The 18516-nt window shown below is 45.2% G+C and carries 12 protein-coding genes and 2 tRNA genes; 7 read left to right on the forward strand and 7 right to left on the reverse strand.

The window, feature by feature from the left end; all coding sequences use genetic code 11:
* Positions 1-120: 120 nt before the first annotated feature.
* Positions 121-2742, reverse strand: coding sequence for an AAA family ATPase (locus Q0X64_RS00090; RefSeq protein ID WP_297807360.1), 2622 nt, complete (start codon positions 2740-2742; stop codon positions 121-123).
* Between the two features lie 1074 nt (positions 2743-3816).
* Here Q0X64_RS00090 and Q0X64_RS00095 point away from each other — a divergent pair.
* Together Q0X64_RS00095 and Q0X64_RS00100 are read left to right on the forward strand one after the other, a co-directional pair.
* Complete coding sequence (locus Q0X64_RS00095) at positions 3817-4467, forward strand: DNA-binding protein (RefSeq protein WP_297807363.1); 651 nt, start codon at positions 3817-3819, stop codon at positions 4465-4467.
* A complete protein-coding gene (locus Q0X64_RS00100; protein WP_297807365.1) occupies positions 4464-4916 on the forward strand; it encodes an NIF family HAD-type phosphatase in 453 nt (150 codons plus the stop codon). Before Q0X64_RS00095 ends, Q0X64_RS00100 begins: the two co-directional genes overlap by 4 nt.
* A gap of 109 nt (positions 4917-5025) precedes the next feature.
* Here the strand turns inward: Q0X64_RS00100 and Q0X64_RS00105 are convergent, their stop codons facing one another.
* The 4 genes from Q0X64_RS00105 to Q0X64_RS00120 form a co-directional block, all read right to left on the reverse strand.
* Positions 5026-5622 carry a hypothetical protein gene (locus tag Q0X64_RS00105; protein WP_297807368.1) on the reverse strand — a complete coding sequence of 199 codons (597 nt, stop codon included), beginning with the start codon at positions 5620-5622 and terminating at the stop codon, positions 5026-5028.
* On the reverse strand, positions 5619-8936 hold the full coding sequence (locus Q0X64_RS00110; RefSeq protein WP_297807371.1) for a hypothetical protein: 3318 nt from the start codon (positions 8934-8936) through the stop codon (positions 5619-5621). Before Q0X64_RS00110 ends, Q0X64_RS00105 begins: the two co-directional genes overlap by 4 nt.
* On the reverse strand, positions 8933-10357 hold the full coding sequence (locus Q0X64_RS00115) for a site-specific integrase (RefSeq protein ID WP_297807374.1): 1425 nt from the start codon (positions 10355-10357) through the stop codon (positions 8933-8935). Before Q0X64_RS00115 ends, Q0X64_RS00110 begins: the two co-directional genes overlap by 4 nt.
* A gap of 119 nt (positions 10358-10476) precedes the next feature.
* Positions 10477-10553 (reverse strand) — tRNA-Arg (locus Q0X64_RS00120).
* Positions 10554-10884: 331 nt separating this feature from the next.
* Between Q0X64_RS00120 and ilvD the strand changes: the two genes are divergently transcribed.
* The 5 genes from ilvD (at position 10885) to Q0X64_RS00145 (ending at position 16444) form a co-directional block, all read left to right on the forward strand.
* A complete protein-coding gene (gene ilvD / locus Q0X64_RS00125) occupies positions 10885-12558 on the forward strand; it encodes a dihydroxy-acid dehydratase (RefSeq protein ID WP_297807377.1) in 1674 nt (557 codons plus the stop codon).
* Positions 12559-13688: 1130 nt separating this feature from the next.
* Positions 13689-15137 (forward strand): autotransporter outer membrane beta-barrel domain-containing protein, encoded by a 1449-nt coding sequence (locus tag Q0X64_RS00130; protein WP_297807380.1) that lies wholly within the window; start codon positions 13689-13691, stop codon positions 15135-15137.
* A gap of 294 nt (positions 15138-15431) precedes the next feature.
* Positions 15432-15770, forward strand: coding sequence for a hypothetical protein (locus tag Q0X64_RS00135; RefSeq protein WP_297807383.1), 339 nt, complete (start codon positions 15432-15434; stop codon positions 15768-15770).
* 176 nt (positions 15771-15946) lie between these two features.
* Positions 15947-16315: a hypothetical protein gene (locus Q0X64_RS00140; RefSeq protein ID WP_297807385.1), complete on the forward strand. Its 369-nt coding sequence runs from the start codon at positions 15947-15949 to the stop codon at positions 16313-16315.
* Positions 16316-16370: 55 nt separating this feature from the next.
* Positions 16371-16444 (forward strand) — tRNA-Gly (locus tag Q0X64_RS00145).
* Between the two features lie 2 nt (positions 16445-16446).
* Here Q0X64_RS00145 and Q0X64_RS00150 read toward each other — a convergent pair.
* Both Q0X64_RS00150 and Q0X64_RS00155 read right to left on the reverse strand, forming a co-directional pair.
* Entirely contained in the window at positions 16447-18108 is a 1662-nt protein-coding gene (locus tag Q0X64_RS00150; protein ID WP_297807388.1) for a cation acetate symporter, read from the reverse strand.
* Positions 18105-18416, reverse strand: a complete 312-nt coding sequence (locus tag Q0X64_RS00155; RefSeq protein ID WP_297807392.1) for a DUF485 domain-containing protein — start codon at positions 18414-18416, stop codon at positions 18105-18107. The genes Q0X64_RS00150 and Q0X64_RS00155 overlap by 4 nt, the downstream gene beginning before the upstream one ends.
* Between the last annotated feature and the right edge of the window lie 100 nt (positions 18417-18516).

The following is an 18516-nucleotide window of genomic DNA, read 5'->3' on the forward strand; positions in this document are numbered from 1 at the left end:
TATGCCAGAGGTTTCAGTATTGCTACCCATGACCTTGCCTAAAAAATTCCCCGTCCCTGTGGATTAGTTAAAGTGACATGGATGGGGATTCGACATAAATTACAGCTCGTATAAGCTATATTACTCCAGAGCAACATCTATATCCTCCAAGGCAGAAATGATTGCTTCAACAGTATGCCTATCGAACTCTGTACGATCATTTTCTTCATGGGTTCCTTTGTTGAGATATCGCCATTCGCGTGAATCACCACTGAATCCTAGCAAGGTATCAATTGGGGTAAAGACTGCTTCTTTGTTAGGTGCAGAGAATTCTTGTTTACCAATTTTGCTCCTCAATTGTTCTGTAAGATTTCTCAAATCTATTGGTGCTGATGGTGAACGTAGTTTCAGGCTCAGGTTGCCATCACCGTACTTAGTGACATATCTCCACACTTTGACTTTTGCGAGCGACTCTAAAGCTTGGCGTGACTTAGTTAGAGCTTCTCTGATTTCGTTATGATTTATGTGTCCTCGAGCAGCAAGAATATAGTTCCGGGGAGCACAGTTAAAGTCTATCCGGATGTGGGGCTCTTCGAGACGAGGCAAGAAAGAGAATAATTTAACTAGTCTGGCTTCCTGCGCAGGTAATAGAGTCTGAATATCCTTGAAGAATTCCTCACCATGACAGGTCAATAGTATTTGTTTATGTGAGAAATAATGATCCTCGAAAAGCGTTCGTCGAATAGATTCCCTGTGATCATCGTCAATAGCATTTACTGGATCATCGAAAATTAAGACAGGAGCATTTTCCTTGAGATTTTTCGCCAGCAAAATTGCTAGGCCAAGACATCGTATATGCCCTTCACTAAGTACATGAAGGGCGTCGTAATTCTGGTGAGGGTTATTGCAAAATGCAATTTGAAGTCTCTCGTTCTGCGTCAGTGGTAACGTAACGTTTGCTAATTGCTCTGAGTTTGAATCATTCCGGTTGAAGGCGTTATAAAGAGTGACAACCCTTTCACCGAGGTCTGCCACTAACTGTGAAGGTAAATTATTATTGTAATTGCTCAGCTTTCGGACGAATGAAGCATATGCACTAGCGATCGACTGGTTCCTAGATATCAAGGCCTTTTCTGCTTCAACATCCGCAATTAATTGTGCATTTTTATTCTGGAAATTATCTATCAGTTTTTGGGCTGATGAAATGGTCGTGTTTGCTGTCTGCCTTCGAGTTTGAAGCACTGTAATTTGATGGCTGTATTCACGAAGTCTGTTCAGTTCATCTAGCTTGTGACTTTTCTGTGCGGTAGCTTGGTCAAGCTTTTTGTCATTATCCTCAAGATGCTTAACTTGGCCGGCTAAATGCTGCCATGGTGTGTAGCCATCAGCCATTCTGCAAAGAAGGGAGTTCCACCATTCGATGCCGGGTTGTCCATTACCTTCTATTTCATATGGTTTTAAAGGATTGTTTTGCGGGAGGTATTTCAAGCACGTGTTAATGATTTGTGAGACTTGAAACAAGGACTGTCTTGTGCTCTGCTCAAGCCGCATTGTATCTTGCTGGGTAAGAGCCAGTTTCTGGAGCTTTTGTAGCTCTTGGCCTGCGTGCGTGTAGGGGTTTACGTTGGCCTCGCTTAGAGGTGTTTTGCATGCAGGACATTCGCTCGGGCTACTTTGCTCCAGTTGCAAAACCGTTTCATATAGTTGTTTAAATGAGACTTGAAGGCTGGCTGCGGCTAGCTCTCTCTGCTTTATGGTCAGCTCTTGGATGGTCGTTGTAATTGTATTACCCAACGTTTCCAAGGATACACTGGCTAAATTGCTTCTAGTCATCGCTGGTTGCTGCAGCTCATTTTCAAGAAGCTCAATTCTCCCAGGCGCTTCGTCACTTCCATTTAGTTCTGATACCATCAGATTGAAGCTAGTGCCTTCTCTGTATTGATGGGCTAGCCTCAATTCCTCAGCAGTAATTTTTTGGAGCTCATTGTTGCAGTCTTGAATTTGTTGCTGTGCACCATTTAGAGCCTGCCGCTTCTTTGCGAGGAGTATTGCGTTTCTCCCCTCCAGGTCTATGTAACGGCCGTCTATTTCTGCAGTGAAATTACGAACAAACTCTGCAAACGAGTCAAGACCAAACAAGGTGGAAATCAATTCCATCTGTTTTGCAGGCGCCTGAGCTGCAATTCGGGAGAAACTATCAATGCGATTCTTTTCTATAAAGCAAAAACGATAACCTGATTCATTGGGAGCAACATCTATTTCGTTACCTTCGCCATCAAACCCATAAATACTCGGCGGTGAAAACTGATTTACGTATGCGTTCTTCAGATATTCATTTTGGTCTCGAAATCGTTTATTTTCAGCTTCGACAACATAACCCAGCAAGCCATATTCCAGTGCTTCGCAGAAACTAGATTTACCAGAACCATTTGGACCGTATATGAGCACTAGGCGGCTTGCTAGATCAAAAGTTTCCTCTTTGGCAAAGCCACGAAAGGGGCCTACTGTTATACGGTTGAGCTGGGAAAATTTCGCCACGTGCTCTTCATCATATTGGGGAACTGGCTGAATGATGGTGCTAATTGTTTCCCAATTACCTTGGGCTAGCTCAACAATTCGTTTGATTCGTTGGCCTTGATAAGTGCTCAGAGGTAATAGTTGATCTAAATTGGTTGCGACCAAATTGGCGATTTTACGGACAGCTTCAGGCTCTGATGGTGTGTCTAGCGTCTGCAAAAAGCGAAAGTACTCAGACCTGATCATCAAAGATCTCCTTATTTAAGGGTTACTTGTCCGTTTATTCCAGACCGCTAAAAGACGCATCTATACTTGATCAGCACACGGGCCAGATAGTATTGAATCTAAAAGGGACCATTACCAAAGATTATTTTTGGTATCCATAGCAGAAACAATTCATCATTACTGCAGATTAACTTAAGTACGCTATGAACATTAGCAAAAGACATATAGTCTGTTGAGTCCAGTTTTTGTCTTTCTGAATTAGCAATCTAGCCTTAAATTTAGGCATATTGTATGTCTCTTACTTCCACCCTGGTGTTTTACACCTACTCATGGAATATGGGAGTTTCCTAATTTTTTACACCGATAAATGTTGCTCTTGCGCAGACTTGCGTATGTGTCTAATTTTTCCAGAGCACTGGAATTTCAGAATGTTCTCAGCAGTCTATTATTGACTCTCCCATGCGGTCTACCTATTTTACGTTGGACGGTTACCAGCGCAATGTAGGCGGCCCTCTCCTTCAAGACATAACTGTTGTTTAGGTTCTTCACTGTATGAGCGCGATGCAGTAACAGGTTGAGTAATGCAGCTATCAGCTTCTGGTCATGAGCAAAGCAGTCGCTCACTTAAGGACCAGTTAGATTACTGGTTACAGTCACGCTACCTTGCTCATAGCTTTAAGCAATTACATTGAATAATATCAGAAGCTCTCTTATTACTATCTCGGTGAATACCTGAGCCTAATTCGTTGCTAAAAGCCTTCCGCCCGTTCAGGTTGGGCTTTTCCAATATTCTTCATAAACACAATGTCCTCGAACTCTTGCACCATAGTTAACTAGTCATATATGACGATCTTTTTTAGGCACTTTTTCCTCAAGTCACTAGCAAATAACTCATTCGAAAAATGCCTATATTGTATTAAATATGCATGGCTGGGATGTTAATATTAACCATCTTAATCAATAACTTACGTGCAAAATAATTTTGCACCAGGCTGATGAGTGTGTCAACTTATTCCCCTGAAAGCATGAGGTCGGATGCTTCATGCATTTAGTAGTAATACTACTACTATCAATACTACTAACAGGGATAAATGGATGGACACGAGAAGACGCAGAGAACCAGTCAGTAAAGATCAGGTATTTGATTTCATTGAGGCATATATGCAGGAACACAGTGTGATGCCCACCCAGCAGCTGATCATCGACAAGTTAGGCGGCTCACTTACAACGATAGGTAAGCATGTAAGAGAGTGGCAGCAAAGCGCCAAGAACCAAGTCAAAAGCATGATAGAAATGCCAGAACAAATCCGAGAGGCATCCCTAAAAGTGGGCGCCCAATGGTGGTCTATTGCTGAAAAGATGATGTCTGAGTCGATCCAAGTTGCCCAGGATTCGGCAGCCAAAGCTGTGGAACAGGCAAATCAAAATTATCACCTTTACCAAAATGAATGTGAGCAGCTCGAAAGCCTGGCTGAACGACTTCAGTCAGATTTAGATGAAGCTCTGACAGCACTCAATCATAAAAACGTTGAGGTGTCTGAGATGAGAGAAAGGTTAATCAAGGCTGAACAGAAGAATGAGCATGATGCTGACACAATAAAGCGACTTAATGAGGAGATTCTAAGAAGCAAAGAGCTTCAATCAGAGGCTGTCAAACAAGTAACTAGAATCTATGAAGAACGCCTCCTTGCTGCAGATGCACAGTTTGAGAAGCTGACCTCTAAACAACAACTGTCCAAGTTATGAGTAACTTAATTCTCGCTCTTGACCTTGAGGGCGTACTCATTACCAACGCCATAAGTCAGTTTCCTCGCCCTGGATTGAGGCAGTTTTTAACGCAGTGTGAGGAAGTGTTTGGTCATGAGAATATCTGTATTTTTACAAAAGTACCTGAGAGACGGTTCAGGGTAATAGCATCCACGCTGGTTAAGGAGAATAATGCACCCAGGTGGTTTGAAAACATCCGTTACATAGACTGGGTAGGAGAGCACAAAGATTTACGCTTTGTTCATGACGATATTGAAAAAGTCATTATTGTTGATGATTACCCGCCATACATAAAGCAAACGCAAAAACACCGATTGATTCAGACACAAGAATACAAACAGCCATATACCCACGCAATGCCAGATATTACCGATAAGGAGCTTGAATTTCTCGCAGAGAAACTAAAAGAACTGGTTTTGATGCAGTAATGAATTCCAAATCAGCTTCACAGCTCATTAGCGACTTGTGAGGGATGCGTAGCCAGAAACAAAAATTGAGAAAACGAATCATGGAATAAAGTTGCTAGACTTAAACACTTTAATTCTTCTCCATCCACTTGAAATACTCAGGAAGAGTACTTTGGTCAAACAAAATTGAATGGTCATAAGTATCAGTAACTACTCTTAATTGCTTATCAATGTCGGTCCCTAGCCTTTCTAAAAGCATATTTATTATTCGACAAAACCGATCTACTGAGTCATTAATCGGGACTTTTCTGGTTGAACTATTTTGGCCTTCATTTTCAAGCAAAGCGATGTTAGAGAGGCTCTTTTCAAGCAACCTATTCAGGTGCTCATTTTCCTTTCGAAGCTCACGAATCTCAAGCTGTGCTGATAGAAGATTGTTTTGGGCTCCTTTATTTTTTTGAGTAACGACATATCCACTATCTGACATGAACTGTTCGATAAGACGCCCATACACCTTACTTCTCAAGATTGTAGTATTAGAACAGGGCTTACCCTCAACTTCGGAAATTTTTTCGGCAAGCAGCTTACTGATCGCTGTTCGGTTATCTGGCTTGATTTTTGCGTTTAACAATTGATTTAACATTTTCGTTATAACTGCAGCGCGGGCTCGAGTTTGCTCATTCTGCTTTGCATGCATTGCTTCAGTTTTTCTGCGTAATGTGCTCACTTGAGAGCCTCCCCCCATAACCAACTATTGAAATTGTTAGATAGTCGCTGCAAATGTTTGGGATGTGAATCATCTAGTAACCTTTTGACATCCTCACTGGAGATTTTGTGCATGCCCGCAACTTTCTGAAGAAGTGCTATTGAAATTTCTAGAGGGTTAATATCAGGAACCTCATAGTCATCAGCTTCAATCTGTCTGAGAATCTTTCGACTTAATTTTTGAGCGGCACGCTTGAGATAGCCGCTTTGTAAAGTTGGACTAGACTGAACCTCCATAAGCCTGGCGTACAATTCTTCGCCATTAGAGAGGTTACTGATACTTTTGAGTGTCCGTTTTACCTCATCAAGACCATCATCCAGAACAATAAAACCTTGCTCATCCTGGGATGCGATTCTTATAAATTCATACCTCGAATGCCAACTGGCAGCCTGCTCACACTCATGGACACGCTGCTTGATAAGCACTGAGCGTTGACTGTTGCTAATTTTCAAGTCTGCGATTTGGCTATTAAGCTCCTGAATATTATCAGCATGGAACCTTATTTGAGCTGCAATGGCAACTAGGTCACTTGGGGTTGAGACAGCAATTGGACACAAGCCACAATCTTTCTTGCCAAGTTGATCCAATATAACCTTGGGGCACTCATTACCGTAGATACAAATGTGCGTAGCATTGACTGCGATGTCATTAGGATTGACTTGCTCTGGCAGTTCTTCATGATTTAATTTTTTTACAGAGAGACGAAAGCCACCGAGCCCCTCCAACCCTCGTTCCATGAATACTTTTCGTACATGGTCTTCATTTTTTAATAAGCTTTGAACGCTGGCGACTGTTGGCATTTCTGAGGATATTTGCCCCTTGATCTCCATAGCTCTCTCATATCGCTCTGGCGTTGCTTCCATGTAATACTCGACTGTAGCTTTAGTTTGCCCTGTCATTATCCCACCAACAAATTCAGCTCCAAGAATGAGTCCAAGATGAGTATCAAGCGTTTTTCTGAGTGAGTGAGGCGTGATCAACGTTCGAGGAGCTACCGGTGTGAAATAGGCACTTCTCTCTCCAAGAATGTGAAGAGCGTAATCATCAAAGCCAGTATCAAACAACATGGCCTTTGTTTCTGGTGTCCTTGTAGCGGTTTGTTTGTGCTTGATTGGTGCAAGGAATACGTGAGATCCCACTTGTGAGACTTTATTAGGACCCAGTTGGTGCTCAAAATCATAGAGCAATTGAGTCAGTAAGCCTGAGGCGACATTGTCATAGTTGTTATTACTATGCCCAACACCAAGAAAAGGAACCAACTCACCCCATTTTGAGTTTTCAGAGCCTTTGTACTGAATGGCTTTTTTTGGCGAGTTTGCCAATTCAGCTCTCAGGCCCTCAAACCTCTTAAGCAGGTTATATGTTCGTCGTTTAACAACTGATTTAAATACCCCCTCTTTTACTTTATCAGTCGATACGACTATATCTGCACACTCTCTTTTATTATCAATTTGATCGTTATCCCAAATAGAGTCCTCTAACCACATAGTGTTGGATAAACGCAGTCCAGATGACGCCATTATGGTCAGTGCTAATGCATATTGCGGTGCTAGGACTAATTGCCCATCTAATGTTTTCGTTCTAGGAAGATACAGTGGTAATGTTATTCCCAGTTCTAATTCATAATCTAGGGCCTTTATCGTCCCGGATAACTCCACCCCAATCGGACCTTGGTGGGGAATAGTACATCTTTCATCGATCATCGACAGAAGCTTTTCAGAAAAGGAATTGAGGTATTCTGAAAATAGAAGCCAATAATCAATTTCGAATATCGCCTTACTGCTTTTACCCCTATAAGATGGAGCCTTAATAGACCTTGCTACGGTTTCGTCTATAGGATTATGCTTTATTTCGAATCCTTTTATGCCAACGTACTTAACCAAGCAATAATCAAAGTACTTTCTGACCCTATGCATTTTTGCTTGTAATGTATGCTCATTAGCGCTTGAGTTTATTATTTTAAAAAATCTCATAAACGAGATTGGATAAACACCAAACTTCCCATAGAGGCTCTGGTTAACAATTTCACTCGTTGATATAAAGATGGCCGAGAAAAAGAGGCTTGGACAACTTGGAAATGAGTATGGAAGATCTTTGTGTGAATCAAAAAACCAACTTAGGTAAGAGAACAGATAAATATTAAGATCTCTCAATGCTGAGCGAGCATTTTTACGGGTGCCTTCCTCTCGTAATGACTCGATATATTCTAGCTCGCTCATCACCCAAGGGTTTTCAGCCATTGTCTCAGCTAGCCGGTGAGGTCTATATCTTGATAACTCAACAGTGTTGATCGACCACTCATCCTCTTCGTAAGAAATGCTCTCGGTTCGCTTTTTTGTGACAAGGTAAGTGGATTTTTCTAAGCCAGACGTTCCAAAGAGCTCAGGCATTCGAATATGTTCAAAATTAGCTTTATCTTCAATTCTGTGGTCTATCTCATCATGACAAACATCAAGATCACTTACTGAACTAATCCCCGGACTTGCATACCCTACAATTAGGCTGAAATCTATTTTTGATCCTAACTCATTGAGTACAGGAACGAGCCTCCCCCACGGCAGAGCAGCTTCGTAGGGAACTAAGCGCCTATAATCAATAAAAGATGAGGTTTTCAGCTCCCCAAATGAAGTAGCATTTGTGCGCAATGCAACTTTTCGCCAACAATTGACGATATTTCCCAGGTTTCGATAATTCTCGGAGGATAAATATTTATCAAATGACGACCTCCACTCATCAGGTATCGCGTATGCATATTCAGAGGAGGTTTTTGGGCTTCTGAAAAGAATAAAGAACTTCTGAAATTGGGGGAAAACGGACCAAAGTTTCGAACTCATAAGTTCGTGACTTACAAAATCAGTCAGAGGGAGGTCATTAGTCTTTAGAACAAGTATCCCCTCATTCACTAAGAAGTGAAGTAGAAGGTCAATACACTGATTAATGAGTGAGTGGATGCGCTTAATAGGCTTGGATTTCAATGATGTGTAGTTCACTTGACGAGAGATGTTTCTTTTTAGGTAATCACTGGTCAACTCATCTTTTTTTCTACATTCAGGGTTACTTGTTTTCCTAAAACTTAAGAGATTGATGAGTCTTCTTGACTTACCAGGCTCTGTTTCAGTTGATATATGTTGGAGTTCATTTTTGACATGAATGGCTATTGAAGAGAACGATGGAACTGAGATATCGACACTTTCCGCGTTACTCAAGAACGAAATCGAAGCCTGTATTACAGTGTCAGAATCATGGATTTCAAAGTCTCTAATTTCAGAGTTCATCCACTAAATTCCTGTCCCACTGACGAAATCTTGGTCAATGCAGTATGTATTTGCTCCAGTAGCAAATCATTACTGACAGCATCATCAATACTCAAACCTTCGCCAGTTACGAGCTTATTAAACCTTTCAAGCTCCCCTCGCACCTTTTCTTTGTCATTTTTTGCGTAGTGTGAGGTTGTCTTAATTGATGCATGCCCCATCATGATTTGGACAACCTCAAGAGGTAGTCCTGCACCATAGCTAGTGGGCAAGAAATTAACTACAAAAACCCCGTACATGTGTCTCAAAGAATGAACCGTGTACCTAGTTACACCAGCTCTTTCAGCAGCTTTTTTAAAAGCTTTATTGTATGTATTCGCGTTGCTTATGAGATAGCATGGCTCTCCTAAAACATTCTTTTCTAATTTTACAAAAAGGACTGAGTGCGAAGTCACCGGACGTTCATGGTCCAAATAATGCCTTAGTGACTTAAAGAAAATAGAACGAAATGGCTCGATAAAAAATGTTTCTTTCGTTTTCCTACCTTTGTGAGCCAAGCGAGAATTATGACCTTTCTTTAGCGGAAACTTATCAATTCTTGTGTTTGGATCAATCACATACACTTTTTCATCAATTGGCAGGACATCTTCCATTAAGATTGTGTAAGCCTCACTTATGCGAATTCCAGTACCCATGAGCAGAGCCCATAAAGCTTGATCTCTCGCTAACCTTGCATTGTTAAGAGTGTCTATAGAGCGCTCAATTGGAAACGCTTTTATTTCATCAACCTCATTCTCCCCCCCAGCTTTCTTGAACTTAAAGAAGGTAGAACTGATCAGTGATGGCCCCCCAGAAACAACTCCGGCCAAGAATGAATTGTGTAACAAAGCAAGGCGCTCATTTGACGAAATATTTCTCTTGGCCAGGAGATCCTTTGCAAAGATCTCTTTGGAATTAGTAACCTCGACCAACCCTAGCTGTGAAAGCTCAAGTTGAGTGCGTTGATAGCTCGCGCTTGATTTAATGAACTCATTCAGGGTAGATAACATTCTATTCTTGGAGCTTGAGCTTACAGGCGTCCAACCAAGACGATGAGAGACTTCTCTTACCAACTTGTTTGAAGACCTATCAGCCACCATAAGAAAATCGGGAAACACACTCACAACTCCGAATAATGGAGTAGTGTTTTCCACTAGCATGTCTTCAACAACCTCAGAAGAAGTGGTCAAGTAATTGAAAAACACGCTCAGGTCATATGCATAGGCATCAATTGAGTTGGGAGCACTACCTAAACTCTTTCTGTGACTCAAAAAATCAGTGAAGAAGGGAATGGTTTCCAGGGTTTTTAGGTGAATGAGCCTGTAGGCATTTCCACCAAAAATAGGATCTGGATATTTAACCATTCTCAGAGCTGGTGTTTTAAAGCCCATTAACGCGCGCATCCACAACAAGGTCTACCTTTCACAGTAAACAGAGCTGCACCTTTCTGCAAGCGTTAAGCACAATTTGAAATAAAATTAGTTAATTTCTGTTATGGAAATTACCTTTAAGTGCAGTTAAATGGCGGGGTGAGCGGAACTCGAATCCGCAACCTTGAGCTTAGGAGGCCCATGCTCTATCCAATTGAGCTACCACCCCTTGAATTCATACTATACGCATGCACTTTATAATGGTCTACTTAAGAACCTTGACCTTCCCCTTAGGAGGGGGATGCTCTATCCAGCTGAGCTACGGGGACAGTGGCTGTGCATTATAACAGGCGTTGATAAGGGCTTCGAATCAAGTTGAGCTCAACCGGTGACTAAGCGGCTGATCATTAAAAAGGCTCATTTTCTGCGCTTCATGACCTTTTTGTAGAGTTTCTGGTGTCTGACTGTTGAAACGTCCACACCGAAATACCTCACCGATGTTGTCCTGTCGACTTGGATGTTAAAGTCTTCATAAATTCATAACGCGGTGAGTTCAGGCCATGACAGATAAGCGAAAACATTCATCCCCAGTCGTCGACGGAACCGGTAAAGCACCGGCCAGAGCGATGTTAAGGGCGGTTGGTTTCAATGATGCTGATTTTCAAAAGCCTCAAATCGGCATCGCCTCGACCTGGAGCATGGTCACGCCCTGCAATATGCATATCAAGCAACTGGCTGATTTTGCCTGTGAGGGTGCTGACAAAGCAGGCGCTAAAGGGGTGATTTTTAACACCATCACCATTTCTGACGGCATTGCTAATGGCACCATTGGCATGAAATATTCTTTGGTGTCGCGTGAGGTGATTGCCGACTCAATTGAGACGGTTGCCGGCTGTGAGGGCTTCGATGGACTGGTCGCCATCGGTGGCTGCGATAAAAACATGCCTGGCTGCCTTATTGGCCTGGCCCGCTTAAACCGCCCATCGGTCTTTGTTTATGGTGGCACCATCCAGCCTGGTGCTAACCACACTGATATCGTTTCTGTATTTGAGGCCGTGGGAAAACATGCACGCGGTGATATCTCAGCGGCGGAGTTAAAGCAGATTGAAGAAACGGCGATTCCCGGCGCCGGCTCCTGCGGTGGCATGTACACAGCTAATACCATGGCTTCAGCGATTGAAGCGCTGGGCATGAGTCTGCCCAACAGCTCTGCGCAGGAAGCAGTCTCTCCTTCAAAGGCTGAGGATTGCCGCCGGGCCGGCGCTGCCGTGATGGCATTGCTGGAACAGGACATCAAACCCGCCGATATCATGACCCGGCAGGCCTTTGAGAATGCCATTACCACGTTAATCGCACTGGGTGGCTCGACCAATGCGGTTTTGCATCTATTAGGTATGGCCCATGCCGTGGATGTGGATCTCAGCCTGGATGATTTTGCCCGTATTGGGCGTCGTGTCCCGGTATTGGCGGACTTACGTCCCAGCGGCAAATACATGATGTCGGAACTCATTGCCATCGGCGGTATTCAGCCCTTGATGAAAAGCCTGCTAGACCGGGGACTGCTTCATGGTGATTGTCTGACAGTGACCGGCAAAACCCTGGCAGAGAATCTGGCTGGTGTTGCGCCCTACCCAGCTGATCAAAACATTATTCGCCCCTTTGACCAGCCCATTAAAAAAGACAGCCATTTAGTCATTCTCAAGGGAAATCTGGCACCAGAGGGCGCCGTCGCGAAAATTAGCGGTAAAGAAGGCTTACGGTTTACCGGTAAAGCCCGGGTATTTCACTCTGAAGAAGAGGCGCAACGGGATATTCTCAATGGCACCGTCGTAAAAGGGGATGTCATCGTTATCCGCTATGAAGGTCCCAAAGGCGGGCCGGGCATGCGGGAAATGCTCAGCCCCACTTCTGCCGTTATTGGTAAAGGCCTGGGTAACGATGTGGCCCTGATCACCGACGGCCGTTTCTCTGGCGGCAGCCACGGCTTTGTGGTTGGGCACATCACCCCCGAAGCTTTTGATGGCGGTCCGATTGCACTGGTTGAGAATGGTGATGAAATAACCATAGACGCCGAAAACGCTGTCATGCAGCTTCATCTGAGCGATACAGAAATACAACAAAGACGCGAAGCCTGGCAGCCTGTTCCACCGCGCTACACACGCGGTGTGCTGGCGAAATACGCCAAAACGGTCTCCTCTGCCTCTGAAGGTGCCGTCACCGATAAAAATCTGTGAGCAAGCGGCAAGCGATGCATCATCTGTAGAGATTCAAGGTGACTCTGGAAGCTATTTCAGTCGCCCCCCTGAACTTATAACTCAACGAAAACCTGCATTAATACGCATGTTTGATAGCTATTTGATCGTCAAAAAACATGTTTGCAACAAAAAAGTCGTCTCTGTTACGTTGACCCATTTTTTGGCCTTCCATTGTGTGGCGCCATAGGGAAATGAATCACGGTTAAAAGGAGGCGCGTATCATTCTTGTTGAACACACACCCAAAATTCTCTCAATTGCCATTTCACTGACACTCAGCTCTCCAGGCTATGCTGCAAGCTTTACGATTCAGGATGGTGAGACGGTCACAGCAGGACAAACACTGAATGACAATGAAACTGGCACTATTGAAACGGGTGGTGAGCTGAGCACATCAGGCGTCATCGCGATTGATGCACCCGGGGATAATATCAGTAGTGATAACAACGGAATAATCTCTACCACTGGAGATTATGCATATGGCATTGGGTCAACTGGCATCAGTGCAACCATCAATAATAGCGGCAGCATCGATACCACTGGTGATTATGCAAATGGCATTCGGTCAACTGGGATCAGTGCCACTATCGACAATAGCGGCAGCATCGGCACCAACGGTTTTTATGCAAGTGGCATTCGGTCAACAGGCAATCATGCGTCCATCAACAATAACGGCCGCATTGACACCATTGGGTACGGCTCATTCGGCATATTATCTGCAGGCATTGAGGACACCATCAATAACAGTGGCATAATCACCACTAACTCGGGCTTTGGTCTTGGGATTCATTCTAATAACAGAGATGCCACAATCAATAATAGTGGGACAATCACCACTAATGGAGGGAGCAGCTGGGCTATTAGATCATTAGGTATTAACGCTGATATCAACAATAGTGGCGGTATATTCACCAGCGGCAATTTAAGTTACGGGATTTTCTCATTCGAGAGCAACGCCAACATCAGCAATAGCGGTATCATCGCCACCAGTGGTAGTGGCGCAGACGGCATTACTTCACAGGGTAGTTCTGCCATTATCAACAACAATGGCAAGATACTCACCAGCGGTAATACTGCCTCTGGCATCAAATCTGTTGGCGATAACGCCACCATGGAGAATACAGGCAGCATATCCACCAGCGGCAGTGATGCACATGGGATCTGGGCACAAGCCAGCGGCGCAACTATTGATAACAGCGGCCACATCACAACCAGTGGTTTTAATGCTAGCGGGATTCGGTCAGATAGCATTGACACCACTATCAACAACAGCGGTAGCATATCTACCAGCGGTCAACAGCGCATCGCTATTGAATCACTGGGCAGCAATGCCACTATCAATAATAGTGGCTCTATTTTGACGGGCAGTTCCGACTCTTATGCCATTATGGGCCATTCTAATGACATCACACTTAATCTGCGGCCGGGGTCTCAAATCATAGGTCGCATTGATCTGGGAGATGATGGTGGCGATAACGATACGGCGAACATCTATGATATCGGCTCTGCAAACCTGACCTTTGAGAATGTGGAAAACATAAACCTGTTGGGCACCGGAGTAGTCGACGGAAACTCAGTTATCAGCATTGATCCGACTGTTGAGTCCACCCGTGGGGTCGCATTAGCCAGTATGACTTCAGCCATTCACAATGTGATTGGTCAACGTATGGCGCAGTCGAAGTCACTGAAACCTATACAACTGACGTCTCTTGAGTTGTCTCCGGGAATGTATGCCAGAAAAACAGAGCCAGTGACCTGGGCACAGGTCTTCGGGGGACGCTTTAGTCGTGACGCCGAAGGCAGGGCTCTTGGCTATGATCATAATCACGTCGGGATGAATTTCGGCTATGAATGGAATCGAAATGGTTATCGTGCTGGTGTCACTGGCGGCATCGTGAGCACTAGCACAAACACTCAGACCACATCCTTTGAGACTGATGCGGACAACTATTACGTCGGTGCTTATGCCAATCGCAAAATGCATAGTGTCAATATCACAGGCTCACTCATTGCCGGTTATGGTGATCATAACAACGACCGGTCAGTGGTCGATAACCTGAACGGTTATGAGACAGCACAGTCTGGCTTCAATAGCTGGTTTATAAGCCCTGGACTGTCTATCGGTTCAGCCTTCAGCGTCGATGACAGACTGGAGCTACGTCCGTCCGTCAGTGTAAATTACAGCGTCGCCTGGTTGGATGATTACCGTGAGACGGGTACTACAAACTCCAATCTGACTGTTGATAGCCGACAAGCCAGGGCATTTACTGTCAAGGCACAACTTGCCACTGCCTATCAATTCGACGAGGCAAGTGAGTTGGAAATCAGAGTGGGTATCCATTCACGTCATACCGATGATGATGACACCGCTGTCAGTGTTGCCGGTAATCAATTCAAGTTTGCTACTGTGGGTGACGAAAATGTGACTGATGGATTTGCTGGTGCCAGCTTACGTGTTGCGAATGAAAATAATCTCAGTCTGATCGCTGATATCGAGTTTGGCGGTGACAGTAACGAGAGCTATGCGACAGGTAGTATTAGTCTGGAGTATGTATTGTAAATCAGATCAACAATGACCGTAGGTAAAGCCTCAACAATGTTGGGGCTTTTTTGTGTGAATGCGATATTGAGCTGACTTCAGGAAAGCGACAATAACTGAGTGCCGGATAATAAAAATCAATTTTTACAGATCCTCCACTTTTATGAGCTCGAGAGATGAATAAAACTTGATTAATTTCAGCAATCTATTAAATTCATAGTCAGGTTTATTGTTGACTCACCTCAAGGAGCACGAGCTGTGAAAAATCTTCATCTCCCCCTGATAATGTCTTTTGCGTTTACCACTGCGCCTGTTATGGCAGAAGAAAGTGATGTTATTCATGTCACTCAGCCCGGCGATGGTCAAATGAGCTGCCAGCAAATCACTGATGAAATCAGCGCGATGGAAACGGTTATTGAAACCTCCAAATCCAGCCAGTCTAAAAGTGATATGGCCGGGATTGGTGCCAGTATCGCCGGTCATTTTGCTGGCTGGGCCGGTGGAGGTATCGGCGCGGCCGTGGCGACCAATGGGGCCAACGCAGTGATTGGCAAAAACAAACAATCCGCAGAAGAACGAATGAAAGCCGCAGAACAACGTCGGACCATGCTGATGGGCATATATGCGGGCAAAGGCTGCGACGACAGCCCCTGATTTTCTGCCAGTGCCGGTTGACTTGAAACCGGGGTCGGAGAACAATTCCGCAATACACGTGTCTAGCTAATGAGTCTGCTTTTAATATGGATGGACTTACTGGCTCAGGTGCTTGTGTTGCTTCATGAGTCAGCTAGACTCTCAAAGCGCCATCCCACAACCGGATAACTCTAATTATGAAATACAAACTTTCTCTGACGGTATTAACCTCTGTTGCGGCCATGGCACTCGCTCCCGCCAGCTACGCTCAACTCCCACTTTCATATAACGATATTCTGCAAGCCGAATACTCACGCATGAAAGCCAATCACCCCCAGCAGAATGATACTCGTGCTGTTACCAAAATGACTGAGGAGCAAAGGCTATTGAAGACGCCTGGCACATGGGGTTACCTGGTCAATAAAGAAAAATTGCGGATGCAGAAATCCCAGCCTGTGGTCAAAGCAGCAGCAAGCAATACAGCTCGCCAACAAAAACCGAATCGTATGCCTACCACATGGAGCGAAGGTATTCGCATGCAGCAGCAGAAATCTTCAAACAAATAGAACCAGCCACTGAATATTTATGCCGGTCAGCGCTGACCGGCACCCGGCTTTATTCGCGGGTGTAGTTCAATGGCAGAACCTCAGCCTTCCAAGCTGATGATGTGGGTTCGATTCCCATCACCCGCTCCAGTTTAATGATCGGCGTTCGCGCCGTGGGCACCGATACCGGTTTGTGAACGAATAAACTGGTGCTCGAACAAGGCCCGTTCATCTTTGCCACGCTGACTGTTATCGGTCACGGAAAACAACCAGATCAATATAAACGCTGTCAGCACCGAGAATAATGCCGGGTACTTGTAGGGGAAGATGGCTTCAGCATTGCCAAGAATATCGACCCAGACTATCGGCCCCAGGATCACCAGCACAATCGCTGTCGCCAGCCCGGCAAAACCGCCAATCAGGGCACCACGAGTGGTCAGGCGATGCCAGTACATCGACAGGAACAGAATCGGGAAGTTGGCACTCGCAGCAATGGCAAAAGCCAGCCCCACCATAAAGGCAACATTCTGTTTTTCGAATAAAATCCCCAGCACGATGGCTACAATCCCCAGCACCACCGTGGCAATGCGGGACACTCTGATTTCGTCACGATGCGAGGCTTCACCTTTTCTGATCACACTGGCATAAAGATCATGAGAGATAGCCGAAGCCCCAGCCAGCGTTAGCCCGGACACCACCGCGAGAATAGTGGCAAAAGCTACGGCTGAAATAAAGCCCAGGAAGATATCACCACCGACAGCCTGAGACAGATGTATCGCCGCCATATTATTGCCGCCGATAAGCAGGCCTTGCTGATCAAAAAAGTCCGGGTTGGCGGTGAGCAACACAATGGCGCCGAAACCAATGACAAAGGTCAGAATATAAAAGTAGCCGATAAAGCCGGTTGCAAAGAACACTGAACGTCTGGCCTGTTTGGCATCAGCCACAGTGAAAAAGCGCATCAATATATGCGGCAGACCAGCAGTACCGAAGATTAAAGCCACACCCAGCGAAATCGCTGATATCGGATCAGACACCAGTCCGCCCGGCCCCATGATCTGGTCACCTTTGTCATGTACGGCCACCGCCTGCTCAAATAACAGGTTCAAATCAAAGCCGACATGACGCAAAACCATCACCGCAATAAAGGTGGCACCGGATAACAACAACACCGCCTTGATAATCTGCACCCAGGTGGTAGCAATCATGCCGCCGAAGGTCACATAAAGCATCATCAAAACACCGACCACAACTACGGCAAACTCATAAGGCAGCCCGAACAAAAGCTGGATCAGCTTACCCGCCCCGACCATCTGCGCAATCAGGTACAAAGCGACCACGGCTAAAGCACCAAATGCTGAGAGGGTTCGGATAGGCAATTGCGCCAGCCGATAGGAGGCCACATCGGCAAAGGTATAGCGGCCCAGATTACGCAGCCGTTCGGCAATCAGAAACAGGATTAATGGCCAGCCGATCAGAAAACCGATGGAATAAATCAGGCCGTCATAACCGGATAAATACACCAGCCCGGAAATGCCCAGGAAAGAGGCCGCCGACATATAGTCACCGGCAATCGCCAGACCATTCTGCAGGCCGGTAATGCCGCCGCCGGCAGCATAGTAATCCGAAGTTGAGCGGGTGTTTTTCGCCGCCCAGTAAGTAATGATCAGCGTGGCAGCCACAAACAGCAGAAACATCAGCACGGCAGGCAGGTTTAATGGTTGCTGTTCCACCTGCCCCTTTATCGCCTCTGCAGCAGACACCGGCAACGCTGAAAAAGCCAGGAAAAATATCGCAATCTGACGCAGGCTCATTGTTCTGTCTCGCTGATAATTTGCTGGTTGATACGATCAAAATCGCTGTTGGCCTTGTGCACATAGACACCGGTGAGCACAAACGCCACGATGATGACCAGCACGCCTATGGGTATGCCGAGTGTAATCACGCTGCCCGTCGCAATCGGCTGTGCCAGCCACTGAGGGGTAAAGGCAATCAGCATGATAAAGGCGAAGTACATCAGCAGAATGAGGCTGGCCAGCCCCCATGCCCATCGGGCCCGGCGTCTGACAAGTTGCTGAAACTTGGGGTTGCGTTTGACCTGCTCGTAAAGATCCGCGCTCATTGTTTTCTCTCTCGGCTGTTGTTTTTGATTATGTATTCAGCTTCTGGCCGATTATGCGGGCTTTAAATCGGCAATACAAACCACCGTCAGCCCCGTGAAG

This window comes from uncultured Methylophaga sp., assembly GCF_947259025.1.
In the GTDB taxonomy this organism is placed as follows: Bacteria; Pseudomonadota; Gammaproteobacteria; order Nitrosococcales; family Methylophagaceae; genus Methylophaga.

What these genes read in the sequence shown, in the direction of transcription:
- Q0X64_RS00090 (WP_297807360.1), bottom strand. Translation starts at nt 2,742, where the DNA reads ATGATCAGGTCTGAGTACTTTCGCTTTTTGCAGACGCTAGACACACCA.
- Q0X64_RS00095 (WP_297807363.1), top strand. Translation starts at nt 3,817, where the DNA reads ATGGACACGAGAAGACGCAGAGAACCAGTCAGTAAAGATCAGGTATTT.
- Q0X64_RS00100 (WP_297807365.1), top strand. Translation starts at nt 4,464, where the DNA reads ATGAGTAACTTAATTCTCGCTCTTGACCTTGAGGGCGTACTCATTACC.
- Q0X64_RS00110 (WP_297807371.1), bottom strand. Translation starts at nt 8,936, where the DNA reads ATGAACTCTGAAATTAGAGACTTTGAAATCCATGATTCTGACACTGTA.
- Q0X64_RS00115 (WP_297807374.1), bottom strand. Translation starts at nt 10,357, where the DNA reads ATGCGCGCGTTAATGGGCTTTAAAACACCAGCTCTGAGAATGGTTAAA.
- ilvD (WP_297807377.1), top strand. Translation starts at nt 10,885, where the DNA reads ATGACAGATAAGCGAAAACATTCATCCCCAGTCGTCGACGGAACCGGT.
- Q0X64_RS00130 (WP_297807380.1), top strand. Translation starts at nt 13,689, where the DNA reads ATGGAGAATACAGGCAGCATATCCACCAGCGGCAGTGATGCACATGGG.
- Q0X64_RS00135 (WP_297807383.1), top strand. Translation starts at nt 15,432, where the DNA reads ATGGCAGAAGAAAGTGATGTTATTCATGTCACTCAGCCCGGCGATGGT.
- Q0X64_RS00140 (WP_297807385.1), top strand. Translation starts at nt 15,947, where the DNA reads ATGAAATACAAACTTTCTCTGACGGTATTAACCTCTGTTGCGGCCATG.
- Q0X64_RS00150 (WP_297807388.1), bottom strand. Translation starts at nt 18,108, where the DNA reads ATGAGCCTGCGTCAGATTGCGATATTTTTCCTGGCTTTTTCAGCGTTG.
- Q0X64_RS00155 (WP_297807392.1), bottom strand. Translation starts at nt 18,416, where the DNA reads ATGAGCGCGGATCTTTACGAGCAGGTCAAACGCAACCCCAAGTTTCAG.